At 47.4% G+C, this 24331-nt stretch carries 28 protein-coding genes; 20 read left to right on the top strand and 8 right to left on the bottom strand.

The annotated features are described in order from the left end of the window. Window positions 1-130 precede the first annotated feature (130 nt). The 17 genes from IC612_RS04280 (at window position 131) to IC612_RS04200 (ending at window position 15417) form a co-directional block, all read left to right on the top strand. Window positions 131-1261, top strand: coding sequence for a GNAT family N-acetyltransferase (locus tag IC612_RS04280; protein WP_194738942.1), 1131 nt, complete (start codon window positions 131-133; stop codon window positions 1259-1261). Next, complete coding sequence (locus IC612_RS04275; RefSeq protein WP_194738941.1) at window positions 1258-1449, top strand: hypothetical protein; 192 nt, start codon at window positions 1258-1260, stop codon at window positions 1447-1449. Before IC612_RS04280 ends, IC612_RS04275 begins: the two co-directional genes overlap by 4 nt. A 118-nt stretch (window positions 1450-1567) precedes the next feature. After that, window positions 1568-1939 (top strand): NADH-quinone oxidoreductase subunit A, encoded by a 372-nt coding sequence (locus IC612_RS04270; RefSeq protein WP_194738940.1) that lies wholly within the window; start codon window positions 1568-1570, stop codon window positions 1937-1939. A gap of 60 nt (window positions 1940-1999) precedes the next feature. Next, on the top strand, window positions 2000-2557 hold the full coding sequence (locus IC612_RS04265) for an NADH-quinone oxidoreductase subunit B (protein WP_194738939.1): 558 nt from the start codon (window positions 2000-2002) through the stop codon (window positions 2555-2557). A 42-nt stretch (window positions 2558-2599) separates the two neighbouring features. Then, the gene (locus IC612_RS04260; RefSeq protein ID WP_194738938.1) at window positions 2600-3094 is read left to right on the top strand and encodes an NADH-quinone oxidoreductase subunit C; all 495 of its coding nucleotides are present in this window, start codon (window positions 2600-2602) and stop codon (window positions 3092-3094) included. 31 nt (window positions 3095-3125) lie between these two features. Further along, window positions 3126-4349, top strand: coding sequence for an NADH-quinone oxidoreductase subunit D (locus tag IC612_RS04255; protein ID WP_194738937.1), 1224 nt, complete (start codon window positions 3126-3128; stop codon window positions 4347-4349). A 73-nt stretch (window positions 4350-4422) separates the two neighbouring features. Next, complete coding sequence (locus IC612_RS04250; RefSeq protein WP_194738936.1) at window positions 4423-4932, top strand: NADH-quinone oxidoreductase subunit NuoE family protein; 510 nt, start codon at window positions 4423-4425, stop codon at window positions 4930-4932. A gap of 13 nt (window positions 4933-4945) precedes the next feature. Continuing rightward, entirely contained in the window at window positions 4946-6301 is a 1356-nt protein-coding gene (gene nuoF, locus IC612_RS04245) for an NADH-quinone oxidoreductase subunit NuoF (protein ID WP_194738935.1), read from the top strand. A gap of 59 nt (window positions 6302-6360) precedes the next feature. Beyond that, a complete protein-coding gene (locus IC612_RS04240; RefSeq protein ID WP_194738934.1) occupies window positions 6361-7377 on the top strand; it encodes a 2Fe-2S iron-sulfur cluster-binding protein in 1017 nt (338 codons plus the stop codon). A gap of 74 nt (window positions 7378-7451) precedes the next feature. After that, window positions 7452-8513: an NADH-quinone oxidoreductase subunit NuoH gene (gene nuoH, locus IC612_RS04235; protein WP_194738933.1), complete on the top strand. Its 1062-nt coding sequence runs from the start codon at window positions 7452-7454 to the stop codon at window positions 8511-8513. Window positions 8514-8610: 97 nt separating this feature from the next. Then, window positions 8611-9159 carry a NuoI/complex I 23 kDa subunit family protein gene (locus IC612_RS04230; protein ID WP_194738932.1) on the top strand — a complete coding sequence of 183 codons (549 nt, stop codon included), beginning with the start codon at window positions 8611-8613 and terminating at the stop codon, window positions 9157-9159. Further along, the gene (locus IC612_RS04225; protein WP_194738931.1) at window positions 9159-9656 is read left to right on the top strand and encodes an NADH-quinone oxidoreductase subunit J family protein; all 498 of its coding nucleotides are present in this window, start codon (window positions 9159-9161) and stop codon (window positions 9654-9656) included. The genes IC612_RS04230 and IC612_RS04225 overlap by 1 nt, the downstream gene beginning before the upstream one ends. 2 nt (window positions 9657-9658) lie before the next feature. After that, complete coding sequence (gene nuoK / locus IC612_RS04220) at window positions 9659-9988, top strand: NADH-quinone oxidoreductase subunit NuoK (RefSeq protein WP_194738930.1); 330 nt, start codon at window positions 9659-9661, stop codon at window positions 9986-9988. Window positions 9989-9993: 5 nt separating this feature from the next. Next, the gene (gene nuoL / locus IC612_RS04215; RefSeq protein ID WP_194738929.1) at window positions 9994-11907 is read left to right on the top strand and encodes an NADH-quinone oxidoreductase subunit L; all 1914 of its coding nucleotides are present in this window, start codon (window positions 9994-9996) and stop codon (window positions 11905-11907) included. Window positions 11908-11909: 2 nt separating this feature from the next. Further along, the gene (locus tag IC612_RS04210; protein ID WP_194738928.1) at window positions 11910-13403 is read left to right on the top strand and encodes a complex I subunit 4 family protein; all 1494 of its coding nucleotides are present in this window, start codon (window positions 11910-11912) and stop codon (window positions 13401-13403) included. A gap of 12 nt (window positions 13404-13415) precedes the next feature. After that, entirely contained in the window at window positions 13416-14795 is a 1380-nt protein-coding gene (locus IC612_RS04205; RefSeq protein WP_194738927.1) for an NADH-quinone oxidoreductase subunit N, read from the top strand. A gap of 232 nt (window positions 14796-15027) precedes the next feature. Further along, window positions 15028-15417, top strand: a complete 390-nt coding sequence (locus IC612_RS04200) for a hypothetical protein (protein WP_194738926.1) — start codon at window positions 15028-15030, stop codon at window positions 15415-15417. Window positions 15418-15419: 2 nt separating this feature from the next. Here the strand turns inward: IC612_RS04200 and mazG are convergent, their stop codons facing one another. The 4 genes from mazG to ruvX all read right to left on the bottom strand — a co-directional run bounded on the left by mazG (window position 15420) and on the right by ruvX (window position 17888). Then, window positions 15420-16184, bottom strand: coding sequence for a nucleoside triphosphate pyrophosphohydrolase (mazG, locus tag IC612_RS04195; RefSeq protein ID WP_194738925.1), 765 nt, complete (start codon window positions 16182-16184; stop codon window positions 15420-15422). 103 nt (window positions 16185-16287) lie between these two features. Next, a complete protein-coding gene (locus IC612_RS04190) occupies window positions 16288-16878 on the bottom strand; it encodes a DUF5606 family protein (RefSeq protein WP_194738924.1) in 591 nt (196 codons plus the stop codon). 27 nt (window positions 16879-16905) lie between these two features. Then, window positions 16906-17478 (bottom strand): peptide deformylase, encoded by a 573-nt coding sequence (def, locus tag IC612_RS04185; RefSeq protein WP_194738923.1) that lies wholly within the window; start codon window positions 17476-17478, stop codon window positions 16906-16908. Beyond that, the gene (ruvX, locus tag IC612_RS04180) at window positions 17475-17888 is read right to left on the bottom strand and encodes a Holliday junction resolvase RuvX (RefSeq protein WP_194738922.1); all 414 of its coding nucleotides are present in this window, start codon (window positions 17886-17888) and stop codon (window positions 17475-17477) included. The genes def and ruvX overlap by 4 nt, the downstream gene beginning before the upstream one ends. A gap of 186 nt (window positions 17889-18074) precedes the next feature. On the opposite strand from ruvX, the gene IC612_RS04175 reads away from it, so the two are divergent. Next, window positions 18075-18554, top strand: a complete 480-nt coding sequence (locus IC612_RS04175; RefSeq protein WP_194738921.1) for a SixA phosphatase family protein — start codon at window positions 18075-18077, stop codon at window positions 18552-18554. Between the two features lie 185 nt (window positions 18555-18739). Here IC612_RS04175 and IC612_RS04170 read toward each other — a convergent pair whose 3' ends face one another. Then, complete coding sequence (locus IC612_RS04170; protein ID WP_194738920.1) at window positions 18740-19660, bottom strand: nucleotidyl transferase AbiEii/AbiGii toxin family protein; 921 nt, start codon at window positions 19658-19660, stop codon at window positions 18740-18742. 3 nt (window positions 19661-19663) lie between these two features. Next, on the bottom strand, window positions 19664-20452 hold the full coding sequence (locus IC612_RS04165) for a type IV toxin-antitoxin system AbiEi family antitoxin (RefSeq protein ID WP_194738919.1): 789 nt from the start codon (window positions 20450-20452) through the stop codon (window positions 19664-19666). Between the two features lie 172 nt (window positions 20453-20624). Between IC612_RS04165 and IC612_RS04160 the strand changes: the two genes are divergently transcribed. After that, window positions 20625-20876, top strand: a complete 252-nt coding sequence (locus IC612_RS04160; protein WP_194738918.1) for a hypothetical protein — start codon at window positions 20625-20627, stop codon at window positions 20874-20876. Window positions 20877-20962: 86 nt separating this feature from the next. On the opposite strand, the gene IC612_RS04155 is transcribed toward IC612_RS04160, so the two are convergent. Together IC612_RS04155 and IC612_RS04150 are read right to left on the bottom strand one after the other, a co-directional pair. After that, window positions 20963-21163: a hypothetical protein gene (locus IC612_RS04155; RefSeq protein ID WP_194738917.1), complete on the bottom strand. Its 201-nt coding sequence runs from the start codon at window positions 21161-21163 to the stop codon at window positions 20963-20965. A 28-nt stretch (window positions 21164-21191) separates the two neighbouring features. After that, window positions 21192-22739 (bottom strand): serine hydrolase, encoded by a 1548-nt coding sequence (locus IC612_RS04150; protein WP_194738916.1) that lies wholly within the window; start codon window positions 22737-22739, stop codon window positions 21192-21194. 184 nt (window positions 22740-22923) lie between these two features. On the opposite strand from IC612_RS04150, the gene pyrF reads away from it, so the two are divergent. Next, window positions 22924-24282 carry an orotidine-5'-phosphate decarboxylase gene (gene pyrF / locus IC612_RS04145; protein WP_194738915.1) on the top strand — a complete coding sequence of 453 codons (1359 nt, stop codon included), beginning with the start codon at window positions 22924-22926 and terminating at the stop codon, window positions 24280-24282. The last annotated feature ends 49 nt before the right edge of the window (window positions 24283-24331 follow it).

Here is a 24331-nt window from a genome sequence, read left to right as displayed (position 1 = left end):
CTTATTAATTCTAGTCTACTGCGCCTTGTCTCGAATTAAAAACAATGCACTATTGCTCTTGATGGAAAAAGCATGCCAATTTACGGCCTTTTTTAATTTATATTTATCTTTGCAAACCCAAATGTTAACCATGGCACAAATTACGGTTCGAGAGGTAGTATCCAAGGAAGATCTGGAACGTTTCGTTCGCTTTCCTATGGAGCTCTACAAAAATAATAAAAACTTCGTTCCTTCCCTTATAGAAGACGAGAAGCAGATCTGGGACCCGAAGGAAAATCCGGCTCTTTCCTATTGTGAGGCCACGCGCTACCTCGCCTTTAAAGACCAGAGGGTTGTAGGGCGTATAGCGGTGATCGTGAACCATAAGGAGAAACAGGATTTAGGTATTGATAAGGTGCGTTTCGGATGGCTTGATTTCACCGACGATCTGGAAGTCTCCGCGGCGCTGCTTGAAAAAGCGCAGGACTTTGCCCAAAGCCGTGGCATCACAAAGATTGAAGGCCCCATGGGTTTTACCAACCTGGACAAGGCCGGAATGCTGGTGATGGGCTTTGACCAGCTTGCAACGATGATCGGAATCTACAATTTCCCCTACTACGTAGAGCACTTGGAAAAACTAGGTTACACCAAGGAAAAGGAGTGGGTGGAGTACGAGATTGTGTTCCCTGAGGTTCTACCGGAAAAAGTGGAGAAATTCAATCAGCTAATTAAAGAAAAATACAACCTCAAGGTACTTAAGTTCTCCAGCAAGAAAGAACTTCTTCCTCTGGTGGAACCTATGTTTGATCTTTTGGATAAGACCTACCGGCACCTCTCCACCTACACCCCAATAACGCCCGAGCAGGTAAAAACCTACAAGGAAAAATACTTCGGATTCATCGACAAGGACTACGTTATATGTATTGCAGATTCCTTAGGCCAATTGGTGGCCTTTGCCATAACGATGCCTTCCTATTCGCGCGCACTGCAAGCATCGGGAGGAAAAATGTGGCCTTTCGGATGGTGGCATTTCCTTCAGGCTTCACGCTCCAACGACCGGGCCAACTTCTATTTGATTGGAATCCATCCGGACTACCAAAAGCGTGGGGTGACATCTATCATATTCAAGGAAATCTACGAGACCTTTCGAAAGAAAGGGGTCAAGTACCTGGAGACCAATCCTGAGCTGGAAGAAAACAAGAACATCCAGCTATTGTGGCAGGACTACGCTCCGCGCAACCATAAACGCCGCAGAACCTACTCCAAAACCCTAAGCTCTTGAAAACACCACTAATTCTCTACGGCCTATTAATACTAGGTTTTATTGCTTACCAACTGTTTTTTCGCCATCCCGAGCCCCGGATCCATGAGGCCATAAGCATTCTCTATACAAGCGTACTTTTTCTCTATATTGGCTTTCTTGCCTACCGGGTTCTGAAAGGCCTTAAAAAACGCCAACAATACAAGTAGTTTATATCCATTCTAAATAGGACGCGCCCTTTCGTGGCGCGCTTTTTTTTAACGGATGGAAATTTCGTCAGTGGAGTTTAATTCACTAAATTTGCACATTATTGTCAAATGTTTTGCTATGAATTTACCTGAGAATTACATTCCGATTATAATCCAAGCGCTCGTTGGTTTGGGCTTTGTCCTTTTGTCCGTAGTGGGTACCCACTTTTTAGGACCTAAAATGGACAAAAACAGGACGCGCAAGAACGAAGCGTTTGAGTGCGGTATTGAAATAGAAGGTAACGCACGTACTCCCTTTTCTGTGAAGTATTTTCTTACTGCGGTACTTTTCGTACTCTTCGATGTAGAAATTGTATTTTTCTATCCCTACGCGGTGAATTTCAGGGAATTTGGAATGCAAGGCTTTTTGGCAGTGCTGACCTTTGTATCGATCTTCTTCCTGGCGTTTGTCTACGTATGGAAACGTGGCGCTCTGGATTGGGACCGCTAGAGAGCACCAGGGGCAAGGCCCATGGACTATTTTTAACATTCACCTTAAAACACAACCATTATGTCAGATAATAAACCTGTAATACGCATGGATGCCACTCCACCGGAAGGACTGGAAGGAGAAGGCTTTTTTGCCACGAAACTTTCCAGTGTGGTCGGTCTGGCCAGAAAATATTCGCTTTGGCCACTGCCTTTCGCCACCTCTTGTTGTGGAATCGAGTATATGGCTTTCTTAAACCCGACCTACGACGGTTCTCGTTTTGGGATGGAACGTAACTCCTTCTCCCCGCGCCACGCGGATATGCTGATGATTTGCGGTACGATTTCCAAAAAGCTAGGTCCCGTACTTCAGCAGGTGTACACCCAAATGGCAGAGCCACGCTGGGTAGTTGCCGTAGGAGCATGTGCCACGAGTGGAGGTATTTTCGATACCTATTCGGTACTCCAGGGCGTGGATAAAATCATACCAGTGGACGTATACGTTCCAGGATGTCCGCCACGACCGGAGCAAATTATCGAGGGCGTGATGCAAGTCCAGGCCCTTGCCGAAAGCGAGAGCATCCGCAGACGTGACATGCCGCAGTACAAGGCCCTACTGGAATCCTACGGAATTAAGTAAACAAAAACCTTAGGTTATATCGTATCCAAGCACCACCAAACCATGACCAACGAATTTGTATTAGAAGCCATTACCCGCGAGTTTCCGGAAAGTGTACTGCACGTTTCAGAACCCTACGGGATGCTTACCCTGGAAATTAAAAAAGAGGACCTTAAGAAGGTGGTTCACCACCTAAGGGATTCTTCCCTGGAAATCAATTTCTTAACCGACGTGTGCGGTATCCACTACCCACAGGACCCGGAAAAGGAACTGGGGGTGATCTACCACCTGCACAACATGAAGGAGAATTTCAGGATCCGCCTCAAGTCCTTCACCAAGAAGGAAGGTGCGGAATTTGAGACCCTGACCGACCTCTACGCCGCTGCCAACTGGATGGAAAGGGAAACGTTTGACTTCTATGGAATACGCTTTTCGGGTCATCCGGACCTAAGAGTGATACTCAACATGGAAGATTTGGGCTACCACCCGATGCTGAAGGAATACCGTCTGGAGGACGGCACCCGTGAGGATAAGAACGACAAAATGTTTGGCCGCTAGAGGCGAGAAAAACAAAAAAAGCCTTCCCATTATGAAAGACAACGCACTATCCCATATTATTTCCCACCAGGGCTCCGAGGACCAGATCGACGGACAGCTCTATACCCTAAACCTTGGGCCTACCCATCCCGCCACGCACGGTATTTTTGAAAATGTGCTTACCATGGACGGCGAGCGCATCGTACACGACGAGCAAACCGTGGGGTACATCCACCGCGCGTTTGAGAAAATTTCCGAGCGCAGGAATTTTGCCCAGATCACGACCCTTACCGACCGTATGAATTACTGCTCGGCACCGATCAACAATATCGGATGGCATATGACCGTCGAGAAACTCATTGGATTGGAAACCCCTAAGCGTGTGGATTACATGCGTGTGATTATGATGGAACTTGCGCGTATTGCCGACCACATGATCTGCAATGGAGTAATTGCGATGGATGCAGGGGCCATTACCGGTCTTACCTATCTCTTCCGCGAGCGTGAAGCCATTTACGAGATGTACGAACAGGTTTGTGGCGCAAGGATGACCACCAACATGGGACGAATTGGAGGATTTGAAAGAGACTTCAACGACAAGTTCCACGAGCTTCTCTCTACCTGGCTGAAGAAATTCCCTAAAATCTGGGGTGAATTCTGTACGCTAAACGAAAGAAACCGGATCTTCATGGACCGGACCATACATACCGGACCTATTTCAGCAGAAAGAGCACTCTCTTACGGCTTTACGGGTCCAAACCTGCGGGCTACCGGCGTGGACTACGACGTACGGGTAAGTAGTCCGTACAGTTCCTACCAGGATTTTGATTTCATGGTTCCTATAGGTACGGCAGGAGACACTTACGACCGTTTCATGGTGCGTCAGCACGAGGTTTGGGAGAGTCTTAAGATCATCGAGCAGGCCTATAAGAATCTTCCGGACGGACCGTTCCATGCGGATGTACCGGAATTCTACCTTCCAGAGAAGGCCGACGTGTACAACAATATGGAAGCCCTTATCTACCACTTTAAGATCGTGATGGGTGAGACCGACGTACCGAAAGGAGAAGTATACCACTGCGTTGAGGGTGGAAATGGAGAACTGGGCTTTTACCTAGTGAGTGACGGAGGAAGAACCCCGTACCGCCTGCATTTTAGAAGACCGTGTTTTATATACTACCAGGCTTATCCAGAGATGATCAAGGGAGGTATGATTTCCGATGCGGTACTGACCATGTGTTCGATGAATGTGATTGCAGGGGAACTGGACGCATAGAGAATAACAGTTACGAATTTAAGCGCAGCGCACCTTTAAAAAATGCGCAGCAACCCAAATAAAGATACCAAAAATGAGTGAGACGATTGCTTTTAGATCTGAAGCGCTGGAGCAGGTGAACAAAATCATCGCACGTTATCCGGAGGGACGTCAGAAGTCCGCACTAATCCCTGTGCTCCACTTAGCGCAGAAAGAGTTCGGTGGATGGCTGAGTGTACCGGTGATGGATTATGTGGCTTCACTGCTTTCCATAAAACCGATTGAGGTGTATGAGGTGGCTACCTTCTATACGATGTTCAATATGAAGCCGGTAGGTAAATACGTACTGGAAGTATGCCGCACCGGACCGTGCATGGTTTCGGGCAGTGAGAAGATCCTGGAGCATATCCGCACCACGCTGGGTATAAAAGACGGGGAAACTACCCCGGACGGACTGTTCACGCTTAAGCCTGCCGAATGCCTGGGCGCTTGTGGTTATGCGCCAATGATGCAGCTAGGCAAATTTTATCACGAACATTTAACTACTGAAAAAGTGGATGAGATTCTGGAGCTATGCCGCCAGGGTTCCATTGCTTTGGATTAATTCTTAGCTAGAAATGGGTAGAAAACTTTTACTAAAAGACGCACACATAGAAGGCATCCGCCAGTACGACGTATACCGCAGAGAAGGCGGATATGGGGCGGTGGAAAAAGCCTTTGCCATGACCCCGGACCAAATCTTAGAAGAGGTGAAAGTCTCAGGCCTTAGAGGCCGTGGGGGCGCAGGATTCCCCACCGGTCTTAAATGGAGCTTTTTGGCAAAGCCTGAAGGCGTACCAAGACACCTTGTGGTCAATGCCGACGAATCCGAACCGGGCACCTTCAAAGACCGGTACCTGATGGAATACCTTCCCCATCTCTTGATTGAGGGGATGATTATATCGTCTTATTGTCTGGGGGCCAATACGTCCTTTATTTATATACGTGGGGAATACTCTTGGATACCGGACATCCTCGAACAGGCAATCGACGAGGCAAAAGCCGCAGGATTCTTAGGAAAGAACATCCTGGGATCCGGCTTTGATCTGGAAATCTACGTGCAGCGTGGGGCAGGCGCCTATATCTGTGGAGAGGAAACGGCACTGCTCGAATCTCTGGAAGGCAAGCGTGGAAATCCACGTCTAAAACCACCGTTCCCGGCCGTAAAAGGTCTGTGGGAGCGTCCTACCGTTGTAAACAATGTGGAATCTATCGCTGCGGTAGTTCCTATCATCAATATCACCGGTGCGGAGTACGCCAAGATTGGCGTAGGGAAATCCACCGGTACCAAGCTGATCTCCGCCTGTGGAAATATAAATAAGCCGGGCGTCTATGAAATCGACATGACCATCTCGGTGGAAGAATTCATCTACTCTGAGGAGTACTGTGGCGGTATTAAAGACGGCAAGAAACTAAAGGCCTGTATTCCTGGAGGATCTTCTGTACCTATTCTTCCGGCCAATCTGATGCTTAGGACGATAAGCGGCGAGCCACGAATGATGAACTACGAATCCCTGGCCGACGGTGGGTTCGCTACCGGTACCATGATGGGCTCGGGAGGATTTGAGGTTCTTGATGAAGACCAGTGCATCGTGGCACACACCATGAGCCTTTCTAGGTTCTATGCCCACGAAAGCTGCGGGCAGTGTACCCCGTGCAGGGAAGGTACTCCGTGGATGTACAAGATCCTGAAAAAAATTGAAATGGGAGAAGGAACCATGGAAGACATAGACCTTCTGTGGGATATCCAAAGGAAAATAGAAGGCAATACGATCTGTCCGCTGGGAGATGCCGCGGCGTGGCCGGTGGCCGCAGCCATCCGCCACTTCCGTGACGAGTTCGAATGGCATGTGAAAAATCCTGAGCTGGCCCAAACTAAGAACTACGGGCTTGCAGGCTACGCCGATCCCATCCCGGTACTTAGCCAGAGCTAAAAGACCCACGTGAACTAAAAAACGATGCTTTAGAGCAAACAGACTCAACGCATAAAATTATGAGCGAAGAAGTGAAAAAATTCAAAGTCACCGTAGACGGACAGACCGTCGAGGTGGCTCCCGGCACTACCATCCTGGAGGCGGCTCGTGCCATCGGTGGAAAATCCGTACCCCCAGCCATGTGCTACTACAAACCCCTGGAGACCAGTGGAGGACGTTGCAGAACCTGCCTTGTAGAGGTTTCCAAAGGATCGGATGCCGATCCGCGCCCTATGCCCAAACTGGTAGCCAGCTGCCGTACCACGGTGATGGACGGAATGGAGATAAAGAACCTACAGAGTGAAAAGACCCAGGAAGCCCGTAAGGCCGTGACTGAATTCCTTCTGGTAAACCACCCACTGGACTGCCCAGTGTGCGATCAGGCGGGAGAATGCCACCTTCAGGACCTTGGGTACGAACACGGACTGGAGCGTACCCGCACCGAATTTGAACGAAGGACCTTTGAGCCGGAAGATATAGGTCCCTACATTAAGCTCCATATGAACCGCTGTATCCTCTGCGCCAGATGCGTGATTGCAGCCAACCAGCTGACCGAAAAACGCGAGCACGGAATTCTCTTCCGCGGAGACCACGCAGAGATTTCCACCTATCTGAACAAGGCACTGGACAACGACTTCATTGGCAACGTAATCGACGTGTGTCCGGTCGGAGCCTTAACGGACCGCACTGCACGTTTTGCTTCAAGGGTATGGTTTACCAAGCCAATGGATGCGCACTGCAGCTGTGATAAATGCAGTGGAAAAGCCGTTCTTTGGATGAAAGGCGATGAGATTATCCGCGTAACGACCCGTCAGAACCAGTATGGGGAAAGCGAGGAATGGATCTGTAACTCTTGCCGTTTCGAAAAGAAAGAGCTCTCGTACTGGACTATTGAAGGGCCGCGTCATATTGACCGCCATTCGGTAATCTCCCTGAACCACTACCAAAAGCCACAGGACGAACCTGTGCTACTGGATAATTTTCAGGCCAAGCAACTAAGTGAAAAGGACGAGGCCGAGGCCAACGAACAAATTTAAACCCCTTTTTTAAAGCTTCAGACTTTTAATGCGTATCCACTTAAGAGTCCAAAAGCAGAAAAAAAACTCATACTATGGATTTACTTACTTTTAAAATCATACTGGTAGTAACCCTCTTTGCCGTATCCTTGGGAATTGCGGCCTACTCCACCTGGGGAGAACGTAAGGTGGCAGCGCTCTTGCAGGACCGTATCGGACCCAACCGCGCAGGACCTTTTGGTCTTCTGCAGCCCCTTGCCGACGGAGGAAAGCTGTTTTTCAAGGAAGGATTTATTCCCAATGGAGCCGAAAAGTTTCTTTTTATCCTGGGCCCTTCCATCACCATGTTTATTGCACTTATCACCGGGGCAGTCATTCCTTGGGGGCAGAGCCTTAACATCGGTGGAGAGAGCTTTTCCATTCAGGTAGCCAACGTAGACATAGGTGTACTGTTCCTTATTGGAATGGTTTCCATCGGAGTGTATGGCATGATGATCGGAGGATGGGCTTCCAACAACAAATATTCACTTATTGGAGCCATCCGTGCCTCCTCGCAGATGATTTCCTACGAGCTGGCCATGGGTCTGTCGCTTCTTTCCATTATTATGATGAGTGGCTCACTGGACCTTCAGAAAATTGTTTCCGATCAGGGAAGCGGTCTTCTTTGGGGGCTAATCCCGGCCGACGGTATGAACTGGAACATTTTCTACCAGCCTCTGGCTTTCATTATTTTCCTGGTGGCTGCTCTTGCCGAGACCAACCGCCACCCGTTCGATCTTCCTGAATGTGAATCGGAACTGGTCAATGGGTATATGACCGAGTACTCCTCGATGAATTTTGGTATGTACATGTTCGGAGAGTATGTTAATATGTTCATTTCCAACGCCCTTATCGCCACGCTTTTCTTTGGTGGGTTCAACTACCCTGGAATTGCTTGGGTTACGGAGAACTACGGAGAGAACATCGCAGGGATATTAAGTATCGTAGCCATCCTTTTCAAGGCCATCATAGGAATACTAATCTTTATGTGGATCCGCTGGACCATCCCTAGGTTCCGTTACGACCAGCTGATGCACCTGGGATGGAAATCACTGATTCCTTTGGCTCTTTTAAATCTGGTGGTAACCGGAGCAGTGATCTTGCTTACCGGATCCTAACAAGAGGCATACAAGAACAACAAAAAGCGTAATTAGAAATATCCAAAGATCTTAAGCCTCTGGCTTAGAAGTTCAAGGAGATAAAAAATAGAAAACGATGAAACTAACCAACAGGTCCAAAGTTGTTTCCAACAAGGAAATGACCTTTATGGAAAAACTCTACCTTCCGGCCATAATCAAGGGGATGTCCATCACCCTTAGGCATGCCATCGAAGGTCCTAAAGGAAAAGTTTTTTCCTACCCCGAAGTGGAAAAGCCCCGCGCAAAAGTGTGGCGTGGTCTGCACGTACTGAAAAGGGACGAAGAGGGACGCGAGCGCTGTACGGCCTGCGGTCTTTGCGCCGTAGCCTGTCCTGCGGAGGCCATTACCATGACTTCGGCCGAACGCACCAAGGAAGAAAAACACCTGTACCGCGAGGAAAAATACGCCTCCATGTACGAGATCAATATGCTTCGGTGCATCTTCTGCGGTATGTGCGAAGAGGCCTGTCCTAAATCCGCTATCTACCTCACGGACCGTTTGGTGGACGTGGAGCGTAACAGAGGCTCGTTCATCTATGGAAAAGACAAACTTGTAGAGGATATCAACAACCGTATCGACATTACTGCAAGACAAAGTGAAAAACAAAAAAAGGCCGTAAAATAATGGAACAGACACTCTTTTTTATTGTAGCCTTTTTGGCTGTGGCAAGTGCCTTTTATTTCGTCTTTGCCCGAAACCCGATCTACTCCATCCTTTCCCTTATCGTAACGATGTTCTCTATCGCCGGACTCTACGTGCTGCTCAATGCGCAGTTCCTGGGTATCGTGCAGATCATCGTCTATGCCGGAGCCATCATGGTACTGTTTCTTTACATCCTTATGATGCTTAATTTAAACAAGGCCGACGAAAGCAAAAAACACAATGCCTTAAAGTTCATCGGGGTGTTTGCCGGAGGAATCCTTTTGGTAGGTATCCTTGGCGCCTTCCGCGGAGTGAAGGAAAACATCCTTGCGGGCGATCAGATAGACTACACAGTGGGTCTTACCAAGAATCTGGGAAGACTGCTTTTCAATCAGTACGTACTTCCTTTTGAATTTGCCTCGATTCTGATCCTGGCAGGTATCGTAGGGGCGGTATTAATCGGAAAAAGAGATTTATAACTATGGGCGAAGTCAATACATTTATTCAGAGCGTCCCGCTTAATTACTTCATTATTCTCTCCAGTGTACTTTTCTCCCTGGGAGTAGTTGGGGTACTGCTGCGCAAGAATGCAATCATTATCCTAGGGTGCGTGGAGCTGATGCTCAACTCCGTAAACCTTCTTTTGGCCGCATTCTCCAGCTACAACGGCGACGGACACGGCCAGATCCTGGTATTTTTCATCATGGTGGTGGCTGCTGCAGAGGTAGCGGTAGGACTGGCAATCATTGCCATGCTGTACCGTAATACCAAATCAGTGGATGTAAGTATTTTTAACAAGTTAAGAGGCTAAAAGCGATGGAAAATTTAGTATTTACGATTATACTGCTACCCCTGGTGGGATTTTTAATCAACGGTATCTTTGGAAGCAAAATGCCAAAGAATCTCGTCGGTGGCCTTGCCACAGGAATTGTGGCCGTATCCTTTCTTATTGCATTGTACCTGTTTATGGGCTTCTCTCAAAGCTCTGCGCCTATGGTGGTGCGGGCCTTTGAATGGTTCCGTATCGACGGGGTACAGGTAAATTTCTCCTTTCAGGTAGACCAGCTCTCCCTTATGATGGTACTTATCATTACCGGGATTGGATCGCTGATCCACCTATACTCGATTGGATACATGCACAGCGATAAGGGATTCCACAGGTTCTTTTCTTACCTGAATCTTTTTATCTTCATGATGCTTCTTCTGGTCCTTGGAAGTAACTACATCATACTTTTCATCGGATGGGAAGGTGTAGGACTTTGTTCCTACCTTCTGATCGGATTCTGGTATAAGAACAGTGAGTACGGAAAGGCGGCCCGTAAGGCCTTCATCATGAACCGTATCGGGGACTTAGGTCTACTGATGGGTATCTTTATGATCGCCATGCAAACCGGCGTGGTAGACTATCTTTCTGTAGCCCAGAACGCAGGCATGTTTGATCTGGACAGCCCGATAATTATATTTATCTGCGCCTCGCTTTTTATTGGAGCCGTGGGAAAATCCGCACAGGTTCCCCTCTACACCTGGCTTCCGGATGCGATGGCGGGTCCAACCCCTGTCTCGGCACTAATCCATGCCGCTACCATGGTAACGGCGGGTGTGTACCTGGTGGTACGTTCCAATTTCCTCTTTACCCTGGCACCAACGGTACAGGACGGAATCCTGTTCATTGGTCTTCTAACGGCCCTTCTTGCCGCGTTCTACGCCATGCGTCAGAACGACATTAAGAAGGTCCTTGCCTACTCTACCGTATCACAGCTTGGTTTCATGGTTGCTGCCCTAGGGGTAGGTGCCTATACGGCCGCTATGTTCCATTTGATGACCCATGCGTTCTTCAAAGCACTTCTGTTCCTTGGAAGCGGATCGGTGATCCATGCCATGAGTGGAGAACAGGACATGCGCCTTATGGGGGGACTGAAAGACAAAATTAAAATTACCCACGCTACCTTCCTCATCGGAACCTTTGCCATTGCGGGGATGCCCCTTTTCTCAGGGATGATTTCCAAGGACGAGATCCTGGTGGCGGCCTGGGCCAAAAACCCGATCTTCTGGGTTATACTCTTCCTTATTGCAGCAATGACGGCGGCCTATATGTTTAGACTTTACTATCTGACTTTCCACGGATCGTTCCGGGGAACACCAGAGCAGAAGGCGCACCTGCACGAGAGTCCACTAAATATGACTCTTCCCTTACTGGTACTTGCCGTTCTTTCGGTTGTGGGTGGATTTTTAAACCTTCCGCACATCATTGCCCATGGGGATCTTTCCCTGCTTCAGCACTGGCTCTCTCCGGTTCTTACCGAAACGGCAAAAAGCCAGATGGAGGCTAACCTGAAGGGAATTTCTCTTTCTACCGAACTGATTCTAATTGCCCTTACCGTAGCGATGTTCTTTATCGTATGGATGGTCACTAGAAACCTCTACGCCTCTGGGAAGCGGACTGCTAAGCCCGAGAACGAGTATAGCGGATGGGAGAAACTTTCTGCTAAAAAGCTCTATATCGATGAGCTCTACAACGCCCTTGTCGTACGTACTGTCGAAGGACTAGGACGCGGCGGACGCATGTTCGATATAAACGTTTTAGACCGCTTCGTAGACTTTATAGGAGACGGCGCAGAGGAAAGTGGAAAATCCATGAAGAAGGTACAGAACGGAAACGTAGAAAATTACGTACTGATCATGGCCCTTGCGGTAGGAATTATACTGATTGTTAACTTTATATTACAATAATAATGTCGTATCAATTATTAGCATTATTACTTCTGCCACTAGCAGGCGCGCTTCTGCTTTTTGGTCTGAAAGGAAAACTGGGAAAACAGATCGCCCTCGGGGTGAGTGTAGTGCAGCTTTTAATCACTCTCTTTATGCTTCAGGGCTTTGACTCCGCCCCAACGGTAGACAGCGTGCTTCAGCACGAAATTAACTACCCTTGGTCGCAGTTCATAAAAAGCACCCTGCATTTTGGAGTGGACGGCATGGGAATGCTGCTGCTGCTTTTAACCGGTATTCTGGTACCCCTTATTATTTATTCTTCGTTCAATGAAAAGACCTCGTACCGCAATTCCTTCTACGGCCTGATTCTGCTTATGCAGTTTGGACTGGTAGGAGTATTTACAGCGCTGGACGGTCTTCTGTTCTATATCTTCTGGGAAGTGACCCTGATTCCGATCTGGCTTATTGCAGGACTTTGGGGCCAGGAAGACAAGCGCTTTGAGTTTACCACCAAGTTCTTTGTCTATACCTTTGTAGGCTCGCTCTTTATGCTCGGAGGCTTTATTTACGTCTACCAGTACAGTGCCTCGTTTGCCCTTACCGATATGTATAACGCAGACCTTAACCTTTCGCAGCAAACGGTGGTCTTCTGGTTTATCTTTTTCGCTTTTGCGGTGAAGCTTCCGGTATTCCCGTTCCACACCTGGCAGCCCGATACCTATACCTTCTCCCCTACCCAGGGAACGATGCTACTTTCCGGGATCATGCTTAAGATGGCCATCTATGGAATCCTACGTTATCTTCTTCCGGTAACTCCCGAGGCAGTGGCAGGCATCTCCGGTTCGATAGTGCTTATCCTGGCCATCATTGGGGTACTGCACGGAGCCCTGATTGCCCTTATACAGAACGACATCAAAAGACTCTATACATATTCGTCATTCTCCCACGTGGGACTGATGGTAGCCGGTATCTTTGCCTCCGCGCTACTGGTACTTAATGGCAAGTTCACTACCGAAGGTGGCGAGGGCGCCTTGATCCAGGCCTTTGCCCACGGATTCAATATTGTAGGACTCTTCCTGTGCGCCGATATCCTTTACAAGCGTTTCAAAACCCGGGACATCCGTCAGATGGGTGGTCTTGCGCGCGTAGCTCCTAAATTCGCGGTCCTTTTCATGATCGTCGTGCTGGGCTCTGTGGGACTTCCTCTAACCAACGGTTTTATCGGAGAATTCATCCTTTTAAAAAGCATCTTCGATTACAGTATCCTAGGGGCCATCATTGCAGGTATCACCATTATCCTTGCCGCCGCGTACCTTTTCAGGGCGTACGGGAAGGCCATGTTTGGAGAGGGGGATGAGCGTGTGCTCTCCTCGGCATCCGATGTATCCTCCAGTGAATTCATTGTACTGGGAGTGATCTCCGTACTGGTTATTCTCTTCGGGGTGTATCCGCAACCGGTCCTAGACCTGGTGGGTAGTTCGCTAAAGTTTATCTACCAGTCAATGGTAAGTTAATATATCAAGAAAATGAGTGTACTAATTATCGTTTTTCTTTCCGCAGTCCTGGCATTATTCTCAGGCGTGTTCAATCAGGGTAAATATGCCCGGTATATAGGTATCGCAGGTCTTTTGATTGCCCTGTACGTAAGTTATCTTCCGGAAGCGGAGTTCTTTGCCCAATACAAATCCATGTTTGAGTACGGGGCAAATACAGCGCTGTTCACCCGTATTTCCATCGTGGTGACGCTTCTGATCTTCTTTATGGGAGGTTTTGCCCTCTCCAACCACCGTTCCCACCAGTCCGAACTCTACGCACTGATGCTACTGGCCCTTTCGGGAAGTATCATTTTGTTTGGCTACCAGAACCTGGTGACTTTATTCCTTGGAATTGAGATTCTATCCATACCGCTTTATGTAATGGCAGGGGCCCTAAAGAACGACCTTCGTTCCAATGAGGCCGCCATTAAGTATTTTCTAATGGGCTGTTTTGCCACAGGGTTCCTACTCTTTGGTATTACCCTTATTTACGGTAGTGTAGGCTCGTTTGACCTTACGGAGATCCATGCGTTTGCAGTAGCGGAGCCTTCCAATTTGATGCTGGTGATGGGTATGGTGATGATGATGGCTGCCATGGGCTTTAAGGTAGCTCTGGCTCCGTTCCATATGTGGAGCCCGGACGTCTACCAAGGATCTCCTTCCCTGGTGACTACCTTTATGATGAGTGTCGTGAAGATCTCCGGATTCTACGCCTTTTTCCGTCTTATGACCTTCGCTTTTGTGGGGGTATACGACGAGTGGTTCAACATTCTGGGGGTAATGGTCATTATCACACTGCTTCTTGCCAATGCCATGGGTCTTGCCCAAAGCAATGCCAAGCGTATGCTGGCCTACTCGTCGGTCTCCCACGCGGGGTATGTAGCCCTCATATTCTTTGGAATAAACAACAGCTCTACCTACCATCTGGCATTTTACCTCTTTGCCTACGCGCTTGCTTCCGTAGGTGTAATGATGAGCCTTGTTTGGGTGGAAAAACTCAAAAGAGAAACCTCTTACGGCGCCTTTAAAGGACTGGCCAAACAGGAACCTCTACTGGCAACGGTGAGTGCCATCTCGATGCTTTCCATGGCAGGAATTCCTCTAACGGCAGGATTCATGGGTAAGTTTGCCCTGTTTTCCCAAGCAATGAACGGCGCACTGTTCTTAGTCCTTGTCGCCATACTGGCCTCGGCCGTATCGATTGCCTACTATCTGCGCCTTATCATCGCCATGTTCTTCTTTAAGGAAAGCAGTTTTCAAACTCTGGAGAAGGTATCGCTTACTTACAAGATCCTTTCGGTATTTATCATTGTAGCTATCATAGCCCTTGGTATTTTCCCGGATCTGTTCTCTATGCAGTTTGCCTCTTAATAGGATCAAGCCCAACATATATAGCCCCAGGAAAATTTTCTTTCCTGGGGCTTTTTCTTATCTATACAGAACTGTAGGGGCATATTAACAAAGTGATCTTTTTAGCCCTACCGGAAGGGACAGAAACTGGGGGATCTCCCTTTTTGGAACCCGAAATAAATAATTGCAGCCGGCGTAGCAATTCTTTTAGTTAAAATAGTCGTAACTTCACTAAAGGAATAACTCTACTGTTATGAAAACCAAACTCTTATCCTTTGCTTTACTGCTTTTTGGACTCATTACCCTTTTGGTAAGTTCCGGAGTAGTCTTTGATCTATTTGGCTCCCGCGAAAGAGAGGGCGCCTATATCCTGTGGATCGTATGGCTGAATTTTATATGTGGGATTTTGTATGTGCTCTCTGCGCTGGGTATCTACAGGCATACCTATTGGAAACGCTACCCCCTCTACGGGGCACTCGGACTTCTTACACTGGGCTGCATAGGCCTTTACGTGCATATCAGCTCAGACCTTCCCTACGAGACCAAAACCATTGGCGCGATGGCCTTTCGCCTGGTACTTACGGCCGTTTTTCTTATAAGTACGTTTCCGCTCCACCGCTCGGCCTTGCCGCACCAAGAATAACTCTAGCTCTTTTTAACCTCCTCCCACAATCCATCGAGCTCGGGAAGGGTTAGCTCAGAGAGCGTAAGTTCCCGCTCCTTAGCCAAGTGTTCCATAGCCTGAAAACGCTTGATGAATTTCGCGTTGCTGCGCTCCAGGGCGGTATCAGGGTTTAGTCCTTCCAGGCGCGCGTAGTTGGTAAGGGAAAAGAGCACATCACCCAGTTCCATCTCCTTCTTGGAAGGATCGCTTTCTTCTTTAAATTCCTGCAGTTCCTCCTCCACTTTCTCCCAGGCGTCCTTAGAGCTAGCAAATTCGAATCCGACACCACGAACCTTCTCCTGGATACGATACGCCTTGACAAGGCTGGGGGCGGCTTTGCTCACGCCCCCAAGCACACTTTTATTTCCTTCCTTGAGTTTTAGTTTCTCCCAGTTCTCTTTGACCTCCAGTTCCGAAAGATCCCTTTTTTCTCCATAGATGTGGGGGTGACGGAAAATGAGTTTCTCACAAAGACGGTTTATGACTTCCCCGATGTCAAAGCTTCCTTTCTCTGCACCTATCTTGGCGTAGAATACAAGATGCAAAAGCACATCGCCCAGTTCCTTGGAAATCTCCTCCATATCCTCCTTTATAAGGGCATCGGAAAGCTCATAGACTTCCTCCAGGGTAAGGGGCCTTAAGGACGCGAGCGTCTGCTTCTTATCCCAGGGGCATTCTGCCCTAAGGGTATCCATAATATCCAGTAGTTTTGAAAATGCTTCTAACTGCTCTTGGCGCGTGGTCATAGGAAGGAAATTTGAAAGGGTAAAAAATAAAAAACTTTACCGGAGGATTCCGGTAAAGTGTATAGATAGGGCAACTATGGCGCGGTAAAAAATACGCTAATGTTTAGCCTTGTTTTCTCTGCGTAGACTTTACCGTGGATTTAGCTCCACTGGAGGCTTTCGCTTTAGGGGCTGCAGGTTTTTCTGTTTTCGCCTTCGTGGTCTTAGCTTTGGAAGCGGCTTTCTCTTTAGCTACAGGCGTCGTTTCCTCATTCTCTTGCTGCTGCTCCTGCTCTTGTTGCTTATGCTCCTCTTCCAGGGCAACGAAGCTCTCACTGGTGATATATCCTGCCTTATAAAGAATATTATACCACTGGGCCAGTTTTTTGATATCGGAAACATACACTCTATCGCGGTCGTAGCTAGGAAGCGCCTTCTCCATAAATGCCCTTAGTTCCTCCTCGGAAGACTTATGGCTGATGGTAGAAGTGTATCCGTTCTCCTTGGCGATATTATGGAATACCTCGAAGAGAGGAACTTCCTTATCGAAGGTAAACATTGCGATATTGTCCAGTAGGGATACTTGGCTGGAATTGCCAATGGAGACCTTTTTCTTGGTAGTGACATCCTCAATAATAAAACCGCTGCGAAGCTGCGATACCAGTTTGAACAGACCGGGCTTCCCAGAAATGGAAATAATTTTTTCTAACTGCATATAATAGGCTCTTTAGAGTTAATAACTTTATTTTATGAAACGCATTTTGTAATCCACCTGTACATCGCCCTGGGTAATCTTAGAGAGCTTGCCTTTGACAAGCTTTTTCTTAAGTGGCGATAGTCTATCGGTAAAGAGTATACCCTCAATATGGTCGTACTCATGCTGAATTACACGGGCACGAATATCGGAAAAAGTTTCGGTATGTTTTACAAAATTCTCATCTAAATACTCAATGGTAATGGTGTCCTTGCGCTTAATATCTTCGCGGATATCGGGTATGGAAAGGCACCCTTCGTTGAATTTCCATTCCTCTCCGGTCTCTTCCAGGATTTTCGCATTGATAAAGACCTTTCTACCGTCTTTAAGCTCCTCGGCGATATCTGCATAATCTTCGTCCTGGGCCAGGGGAGAAACATCGATGATAAAGAGACGTATGTCCAGACCGATCTGCGGTGCAGCCAGACCAATACCACTGGCGCCGTACATAGTCTCGTACATGTTCTCTATGAGTTCCTTAAGGCCCGGATAGTCTTTCTCAATGGGGCGCGCTACTTTTCTTAAAACCGGATCGCCAAAGGCTCGGATTGGGTATATCATCGGATGGTATCTAAATAATTCTGAAGAATAAGGGTGGCACTGACCTTATCGATCAGTTCCTTTTTCTCTCTCTGTTTCTTGTTTTTCCCGCTTTGGGAAATATAATAGGACGCAATCTTGGAGGTAAAGCGCTCGTCAAAACGCTCGACGGGAACCGAAGGAAAAGTGGTTTTGAGCTTTTCTATAAGGGGCAGAATATCCTCTTCCACCTGGCTCATCTCCCCGCGTAGGTCCCGGGGAAGCCCCACCACGAAACGCTCGATGGTGTGCTCCCTATGGTAGCGCTCCAAAAAAGCCATAAGCGACTCGGTAGGCACCGTCTCCAGGCCGGAGGCGATGATCTGCATATCGTCCGTGGCGGCCAGTCCGCAGCGTTTCTTTCCGTAGTCTATGGCAAGGATTTGTCCCATGGCGCAAATTTACACCTTTTTTAAAAAACAGCAGCAGAACGAAAAGTTTGCGACAGGTGGGGCTTTTGCTTCTCCTCATAGTGGCTTTTGCTTGCCCTATACAGAAAGGAGATTGCCCGGGAAGAAAAAAAATATTGCGCCCGAAAAGAAAAAATGTATACTTTCGTTTGTACGTAAATTACCCCTGTGAAGACATTGTATCTGATACGTCACGCCAAGAGCGACTGGACCACCCAAGAGGAAGATTTTCAAAGACCCTTAAACGAAAGAGGCCACAGCGATGCGCCACGCATGGCGCGCCACCTTAAAAGCGAAGGCTACGGGATAGAGAAATTCGTCTCATCTCCAGCCAAGCGGGCCCTTACTACCTGCAGGTATTTCGCCGAGACCTACTCCAATCCGGAGATTAAAAAAGTGGAAGACCTCTACGAGCCACTTTTGGAAGACTTCTCCACGGTGCTCTCTTCCTTACGTGAGCCCTTACATTCGGTCGCAGTTTTTTCCCACAACCCCACGATCTCACAGTATGCCAGCAAACTTCTGGAAACCCTTATGGAATTCCCCACGTGCGCCGTTGCTGTAATTGAAAGCACAGCAGTGCAGTGGAGCGCATTCGAAGAGGGGGAAATTACCCTAAAGGCCTTTTTTACGCCCAAGGATATTTAAATTTTTTTCTTAAAAAATATTAGAAGAAAGCTAAAATAAGCAAAACGGAGAAGTTCGCTAAGACAAAGTAGGTTATGAAACGGGTTTGATGGGGGAGCGGATGAAATGCTTCTATGATTTATGAATTAAAATTGTCAGCAAAAATCCTGACATCAATATCCATTTTGGAAATGGCAAATCACTTTTTATAGCATTAAAACCTCTTTAAGTTTCTCAACTGCCCGTTTATGCTTTTTGTCTTCCATTTTTGAAAGGTTGAATAGTTTCCATTGGACGGACGGCAAATTCGCGACTTCCTCCATATTGCGCAGACCCAATAATTCCCATTGCGGGTTCCGCTGTTTAAAGGACAACAGAAACTTTCGCTCGTCTGCGGTCATTTCATTGTTGATAATGGCTATCAGTTCTTCTCTTGTCTGTTCCAGTTCTTCCACAGGAACCTCCACTTCTGCCATTTGTGCAAATTCCGCTTCATATACCTTACGTATCTCTTTTCGGTGTGGAGCAAGTAGTTCTGCCATTGGTCGCTGATGGCTAATTAAAAACAAAAGAAATGCTTTGCGCAAATCTTCCGTAAATCCCTCATCTTCGAGTAGGAACTTTACATCAAACAAATCACGAGGGTGTTGTCTGTCCAATGCAGCAGCAATTTTCCCTGCATACAAATCAGGAAATGAAGCCACCTGTATTTCGGCATAACCAAATTCACGTTCTACGGTTTCGCAGACTTCCATACGGACTTCAGGAAATATCGTTCCACGGATAACTGGTGATAGCTCTACTTTGATCCGCACATCATCTGATTGCAGGATTAAGCGGAGAGCATTACTCTGTTCATGGGTATTTTGAATATGAACATTCGGAATGGTTTTCTTAATCAGTTCGCTCAACCGGGACAAGGCCTCTCGGATATTTAACAATGCTTGCTCACGGGATTCGGAAGGCAGATACAACAGGTCAATATCAACCGAAAGCCGGGGCAATTCCCTGTAAAAAAGATTGATAGCCGTTCCGCCTTTCAGTGCAAAGCATTTTTCACTGTCCAAAAGCGGAAGGACACGCACCAATAATTGAACTTGTCTGTAATATATGCTGTCTTTTTTCATCTGTCAAGGTTGAAAATTTCTAGGTACGGTTATTTTATAGGTTTTATTGAGCTCGCCACCTTTGACAATTACCCTGTTGCCTGAACCGAGGTCGATATTTTCGGTATTCAGCTTTAAAAACCACGTGTATTTGTGCCGTGAGCCGAACCAAAGAAAAAGTCGTTTGACTTTCACGTTGGTACAGGCTTCCAATAACTTCTGTAGGGTCCGGGGAGATAATGCGGTCATTCCTTGTATAAGTTGATCAGCGTGCTCCAATGATATTTTAGCGGGAACTTCATTTAGCATTTCGAGGCATGCTCTTTCGGGACAGGAGATTTTCAGTTCTTCCAAATCCTCCTTCCAAAAAAGAGAGGAAGTGTATCTGTCGGATATCTCTCTTTCCATTCCAGAAAAAAGTTCGTTTCTAGTATGGCGTACAAAGGTTATGGTTTCCGATAGTTTATTCGCCCATAAAGGCAATTTATCATTACCGTAAAGGTGCACGGTTTGCTTTTCTGCTGCCGGTATGTAGTGCGAAAAACCTTTGAGCTGCAGTGCGGTCAATCCACCCACTACATAATCCGTTTTCATAACAGCTTGCAGTGTATAAACCATGCTTTGCCACGAAAACTGAACTTTACCACGGATGTAAAGTCCTTTCCATAGGGATTTCAGTTGTTCGCTTTTGACTAGGTTATCAATGGCGTGTTTGTCCAGAGAAGCCTGTTCTATCAGCCAGTTCCGGGTAACTATCATATTTTCTGGCATGATCTGTTCCAACAATTTTCGTCTTTCAGGAATAAGCCCCATATTTACAATTTTTACATTTGACGGTGTATATCGCCGTTTAAACAAAATTATATAAATATTGTATTTAATGCAAGTAAAAACGACGGCGATTATCGCCGGTAAACAAATTTTAAATAAACTACTTCTTTTTTAGATTATAAACTAAAAGGGACCTTTACAATCATATTTCAGAATGATGAATGCATCCAAATTTTTTCCCTGCCTTGCTTTTCATTCCTTTGATAAGATTGGTCGTTCTTTTATTGAGGAGATTTTAAATTTCGGTAAGTCTAAACTGCACACCGCAAACACTGCGGAACTTAAAACCATTGCATACCTCATCGGGGCAGTTGAATATTTCATACCGGATGAACAGTTAATGTGCCTGGAATTTGAGACAGGTCAGAATACGCAGGTTTTTATCCACAAAGCTATTGCTCAATAATTGCTACGTAACGGACAAGGCATAGGCTTGCATGGATGGGTGAAAATCCGAAGCATCTACCTAATTGTTGTCCATTTTCTGCAAAGCTATTTCCCATTCGCCGGGTATTGCCACATGGCAATCTTTTTGTCCTTGTTCTGCAATAGAAAATCGAGATTTTGAATTCGAGTGAAGCTAGATGCAGCACGTACCATCGCTAGATCGTTACCTACAAGGTTTTCCCACATCGTAAACTCATTGTAAGCTATTTTTAGCGTTTCTAACTTTTCACCGCGCAGTCGGTGCATTCTAGTTTGTCCTCTGTAGCGGCAAGACTTAAGGAACCTTCTTTAAATCCAGGTCCTGAAAGTCAAAACTAAAATCGGTGATATCGGAAATAGCCTTCATCTTTGCGCCTGTGGCTTTGCCGTCCTGGTCCATTTCCAAGGTAAAGTAGGCATCGGCGTCGTAGGAACGGTCGTCCCACTGGGCAATAAAGGCCACTGGAGAATACGGAAGTAGCGTTCCTTTAAGGCGTGGAGAAGTTTTAGAGACTATACGGTAACTCCCATTTTCATTAGAGAGCACTACCTCTCCAAACCAAGGATCCTTATAGGTCCCTAAGAAATTAGAGGGATCAATCTGTTGGTTTTTTTGCTTCTTGAAATTAGCGGCCTTCTCGTAGGCGGTTTTCTTTTGCTCCTCGAAGCGCTTAGTGGACTGGGTCGTGCGCGCACTTAAGGTCCCTACCCAATCCCGGTCTTCCAGACCCAGATAGGCATCCTTGATGGTATTGGTAAGAGCCGTAAAGGCGGCACCACTCTGCTGGTTGGTAAGTACCACAATACCCAGATTCTTCTCCGGAAGCAGCGTAAAGTGGGTTACGGTACCGATAAGTCCTCCGCTGTGCTGGATTTGCCGCACCCCTTTCACGTCGCTTACAAACCACCCCAGTCCGTATCCGTAGTACTTGGTATCGTAGGGATTTTGAAGCGCCACGGGGGAAGGCTGCTGGATCTGCCAGAGCTGCTGGATCTGGCGGTCGCTTACCAGTTTCTTGCCGTCCTTGGTGGTAAATCCTTTCATTAGAAAATCCGCCCATACGAGCATGTCCTCCACGCTGCTCATAATACCTCCTGCGGCATTGGCCGTCTCGTTCCAGTCGTGGGGCACCGCTACGGCCTTACCACCGACCGGAGCGTGGGCATCGATTTTATTCTCTACCCCTAGGGCGCGGTTATAGCTTCCGTAGGAGGAAAGCATTCCCACAGGCCTAAGTATGCGCTCTTCAATGAATTCGGCCCAGCTTTTTCCCGAGATCCGGGAAATCACTTCCCCAGCTACGATAAACATGATATTATTGTAGTCTAACGTAGAGCGGAAATCATTCTGTGGTTTTAAGTAGCGTACATTATGTACTATGTCTTTTATGGAGAGGGTTCCGCCCTCAGGGAAAAACATCAGATCTCCCTGCCCCAGGCCAAGGCCCGAGCGGTGGGTGATAAGGTCGCGTACTGTGATGTTCTTTGACACGTAGGGATCGTACATCTGAAACTCCGGCAGGTGCTTTTGGACCCTGTCGTCCCAGGAAAGTTTTCCCTCGTCCACAAGCATAGCCAGGGCCGTAGCGGTAAAGCCTTTGGAGTTGGAGGCGATACCCACAAGGGTTTTCTCATTCATAGGGCGCTGGTCTTTTAAGGAGGCTACTCCATGCCCCTGGGCATATACTACTTTTCCGTCTTTGATGATTCCCACCGAAATGCCCGGTACATCAAAAGTGCTGCGTGTCTTTTCAATTAACTCGGAAAGTTTGTGGTTATCCATCTGCGCCCAAAGGAGAGCAGTACTAAATAACAACAGGAAACTAAGGCGTATTTTTTGCATGGTGTTGAAGGTTTTTCCAAAGATAGCAATTCTTGCCGCTCCAAGAGGATAGCCCCGTGCGCTTTGCCTTAGCTTTCTGCTGGTACTGCTGCGTGGAGGAGGAAAAAAACCTTTTTTTTAAGAGTTTAGAAAGAGCTAAAGAAAAAAATTAAACCTTAACTTTGTACAAACCCCTTTGCCACTTATGGAATCAAAAAAAGCCTTCTTTTTGCAAACCTACGAACTGGACATCATCAAATTCGGTCGTTTCACTTTAAAATCCGGTATTGAAAGCCCTTTCTATGTGGATCTGCGCCCACTGGCCTCGGATCCTAAAATACTTAAACAGCTGGCCAACCATATGCTCGATATCCTTCCACTGGATAATTTCGATCTGATTTGCGGTGTTCCCTATGCGGCCCTTCCCATGGCTACGGCAATGAGCCTGGAGAGCTATCTGCCTCTTATCATCAAGCGTAAGGAAGCCAAGGCGCACGGTACCAAGAAAATGATTGAAGGAATCTACCACAAGGGACAGAACTGCCTCCTAGTGGAAGACGTGATCACCTCCGGACAGAGCCTACTAGAAACCATCCCTGAAATAGAGGACCAAGGACTCAAGGTTTCCGATATCGTAGTGGTACTGGACCGTGAACAGGGAGGCCGAGAGCTTCTGGAATCCAAAGGATACCGCGTCCACACCCTCTTTACCATCACCGAGATATGCAAGATCTTAAGTGAGGAAGGCAAACTCAGCCAGGACGAGGTGGAGCGCATAAGAGAGTTCCTGAAAGGCAATACCGTGGAGTTTGCAAAATCCCAAAGACTTTCCTACGAGCAGAAAATAGAGACGGTGGGCCACAGCAAGAGTAAGAAACTCCTAGAACTGGCCCTGGAAAAACAAAGCAACCTCATTGCCTCGGCCGATGTGCTTACCACTAAGGAGCTTCACGAACTTGCCGAGCGCGTAGGTCCGCATATTGTGGCCCTAAAGACCCACATGGACATCATTACGGATTTTGATTACGACCAAACGCTACTTCCCCTGATTGACCTTGCGGCTAGGCATAATTTCCTGCTTATGGAGGACCGCAAGTTTGCCGACATCGGCTCCACGCAGGAGCTACAGTATTCGCAAGGGACCTATAAAATCTCCAACTGGGCGGATCTTATCACCGCGCAGGTCATTGGAGGGTACCAGTCGCTGGATTTCTTCCACAATTCGGGAGTTATTGCCATTATCGGAATGTCTTCCAGTGGAACACTTACCGATGCGCAGTACCGCGAGGAAGCCACCAAAATAGCAGTGAGCCACCCCAATGTGATTGGCGGCGTTTCACAGCACGCGCTCCCTTCGGAGCTGCTTCTCTTCACGCCGGGGGTGAACCTGGAGAGCAAAGGCGATGGCAAAGGCCAGCAGTACAACACCCCGGAGCATGTCTTTAAGAACCTGCAGAGTGATTTTATAATCGTTGGTAGGGGAATCTTCAAGAGTGATAACCCGGAGAAAGCAGCCCTAAGTTATAAGATGGCGGGGTGGAACGCTTACCTGGAAAGCCTTTAAGTAAGTCTATAGAACGGAACTTTTAATACGCGCATAGGTCTCCCTTTTT

This window comes from Planobacterium oryzisoli (assembly GCF_015354315.1).
Lineage (GTDB): Bacteria > Bacteroidota > Bacteroidia > Flavobacteriales > Weeksellaceae > Planobacterium_A > Planobacterium_A oryzisoli.
The sequence above is the reverse complement of the archived record's forward strand: the minus strand, read 5'-3'. Positions and strand labels throughout refer to the sequence as shown.